Genomic DNA, 2,544 nt, shown 5'->3' on the forward strand with positions numbered 1-2,544 from the left:
CGGGGCGCGGTATTGCCGCACCGGCACGGCGCGGGGCCGGCCACTGTGCCCGTGCGGGCCCGACCTGTACTGCGCGAGGCCTGCCTCCGTACGGTGTGGAGCCCGACTCCGTACGGTGCGGGCCCCGTCGAGCGAGGAGCCGCCCCCATGCCCGCGCACCTGCGTCCCGTCGCCGTCACGCTGGACTGCGCCGACCCGCTCGCCCTTGCCGCGTTCTACCGGCGGGTGACGGGGTTCGCCCCGCACCCGGAGTCCGGCGCGGGGTTCGCGGCGCTCACCGGGCCCGACGGCTTCGTGCTCGGCTTCCAGGCCGTGGAGGACTACCGGCCGCCCCGCTGGCCGGGGCAGGAGGTCCCGCAGCAGGTCCATCTCTGCTACGAGGTGGACGAGGACCTGGCGGCGGCGGAGACCCGTCTTCTCGCGCTCGGCGCGGTGCTGCCCGCCCACCAGCCCCACGACCCGGCCCGCGCGCGGGTCCTCACGGACCCGGCGGGCCACCCGTTCTGCGTCGTGCGGAAGAAAGCGGAGGGCTGAGCCCCGCGAGGGGCCGGTTCGCGCCGGGCAAGGACCGGAGCGCGGGCGGGGCTCACTCCACGCGTCGCCCGAGGACGCGGAACTCGTTGCCCTCGACATCGGCGAGGACGACCCAGGGCACCTCGGGCCCCGCGCCCACGTCCACGTGCCGCGCGCCGAGCGCGAGCAGCCGCTCGGCCTCGGCGGCCTGGTCGCGGTCGCTCGGGTTGACGTCGATGTGCAGCCGGTTCTTGACCGCCTTGCCCTCGGGCACCCGGGCGAAGCCGATCGAGGGCGGCGCGTGGCCGGGGCGCCGGGCACCGGTCCCGGGCGCCCCGATCGAGACGTAGTCGCCGTCCTCGTCCTCGTGCACCTCGTGACCGAGCACCGCGCACCAGAACCGCGCGAGCGCGCGCGGATCGAGGCAGTCCACGGCGAGTTCGGTGAACCGGCTGCTCATACGTGCTCCTCCCGGACCCGGGCCGCCGCACCCGGGCGGCCCCGGCCGCCGAACCTGGCGTGCGAGGACGGGCGGGGTCAGGACCGCGCGGCCCGGAAGACGCGGTACCGGCGCAGCACCTCGTGGCTGTCGGGGGTGAAGGACCACTCCCGCAGGGCGGAGCGCAGCTCCGGCCCGGTCAGCAGGCCGTGCCAGGCGACCTCGCGGGGATCGCGGGTCACCACGTCCGGGACGACGGTCTCGTGGACGCCGAGCCAGTGCGGGCTCAGGCCGGAGCGGTTGAGGAAGGTGAACAGGAGGCGCGGCCGGACGCGGACGCCCAGCTCCTCGGCCAGCTCCCGCGCGGCGGCCCGCGCGTAGGACTCGCCGGCGGTCACGGCACCGCCGACCACGAGCTCGTACCGGCCGGGGAAGCGCGACAGCCCCTCCGCCCGCCGGTGCACGAGCACCCGGCCGCGCGTCTCCCGGCACACCGTCACGGCGACCCGGTGCAACGCCCCCTCCCGGACCGCGTCCCGGCGTTCGGTCAGGACCCCCGTCCCCCGGTCCCGCCCATCGACCAGCTCCACCAGCTCATCCATGCCGCCCACCCTGACAGGACCTGCCGACAATGCCGCCGCCTCCCGGGCGTCGTGCTAGCGGGTGCAAGCAGGGCGCTTGCAATAGTTAGCGAGGTGCGGGAGCATCGGTCGCATGGTTTCGCTCGATGTGGGGGGACTCGGGGAGTTCCTGCGGGAGCAGCGGCGCGCGGCGCGCCTGTCGCTGCGGCAGCTCGCCGACGCGGCGGGGGTGTCGAACCCGTACCTCAGCCAGATCGAGCGCGGGCTGCGCAAGCCCAGTGCCGAGATCCTCCAGCAGCTCGCCAAGGCCCTGCGGATCTCCGCCGAGACCCTGTACGTGCAGGCGGGGATTCTGGACGAGCGGGACCGGTCCGAGGCCGGGACCCGGGCGGTGCTGCTCGCCGATCCCGCGCTGACGGCGCGCCAGAAGGAAGTACTGCTCCAGATCTACGACTCCTTCCGCAGGGAGAACGGCCTCCCCGCGGAAGACGACTGACCCGCACCCGTACTGCCGGGCATTCACCCTCACTCGTGTTCCGGGAGGACCACGTCATGGCCATCGCCGATGATCTGCGCAAGACCCTCACCGACCCGACCCCCCTCTACTTCGCCGCCGGTACGGCGGAGCTGGCGGTGCAGCAGGCGCTGCGGCTGCCCGTGATCCTCGACCAGCTCCGCGCCGAGGCGCCCGCCCGGGTGCAGGCGGTCCGCGAGAGCGACCCGAGGGAGCTCCAGGACCGCGCCGTCGCCCGTGCCCGCGAGGCGCAGGCCGTCGCGCGGGCCGCCGTCACGGAGGTCGTGACCGCGTTCTCCTCGCGCGAGAGCCGCGAGGCGGAGCTGCGGCGGCTCCAGGAGAGCGCGCAGGGCTTCGCGCTGCGCGGCTTCGGGCTCGCCGCCGAGTACGCGGTGCGCGCCCGGGAGACGTACGAGCGGGTCGCCGAGCGCGGCGAGGAGGCGGTACGCGGCTGGCGCGGCGAGGACGGGAACGGCGCGGGCGGCGACGCGGGCACG

At 75.5% G+C, this 2,544-nt stretch carries 4 protein-coding genes and 1 pseudogene; 3 read left to right on the forward strand and 2 right to left on the reverse strand.

Annotation, left to right across the window (positions count from 1 at the left end):
* Nucleotides 1-147: 147 nt before the first annotated feature.
* Nucleotides 148-534: a VOC family protein gene (locus SSBG_RS15760; protein WP_037869881.1), complete on the forward strand. Its 387-nt coding sequence runs from the start codon at nt 148-150 to the stop codon at nt 532-534.
* A 52-nt stretch (nt 535-586) separates the two neighbouring features.
* Here the strand turns inward: SSBG_RS15760 and SSBG_RS15765 are convergent, their stop codons facing one another.
* A complete protein-coding gene (locus tag SSBG_RS15765; RefSeq protein WP_008747090.1) occupies nt 587-973 on the reverse strand; it encodes a VOC family protein in 387 nt (128 codons plus the stop codon).
* Between the two features lie 77 nt (nt 974-1,050).
* On the reverse strand, nt 1,051-1,554 hold the full coding sequence (locus tag SSBG_RS15770) for an NUDIX domain-containing protein (protein WP_050776907.1): 504 nt from the start codon (nt 1,552-1,554) through the stop codon (nt 1,051-1,053).
* Between the two features lie 112 nt (nt 1,555-1,666).
* Between SSBG_RS15770 and SSBG_RS15775 the strand changes: the two genes are divergently transcribed.
* Together SSBG_RS15775 and SSBG_RS15780 are read left to right on the forward strand one after the other, a co-directional pair.
* Nucleotides 1,667-2,029, forward strand: coding sequence for a helix-turn-helix domain-containing protein (locus SSBG_RS15775; RefSeq protein WP_008747092.1), 363 nt, complete (start codon nt 1,667-1,669; stop codon nt 2,027-2,029).
* A gap of 56 nt (nt 2,030-2,085) precedes the next feature.
* A pseudogene (locus SSBG_RS15780) lies at nt 2,086-2,544 on the forward strand (hypothetical protein); the annotation flags it as partial.

The sequence above is a fragment of the Streptomyces sp. SPB074 genome, from assembly GCF_000154905.1.
GTDB lineage: Bacteria > Actinomycetota > Actinomycetes > Streptomycetales > Streptomycetaceae > Streptomyces.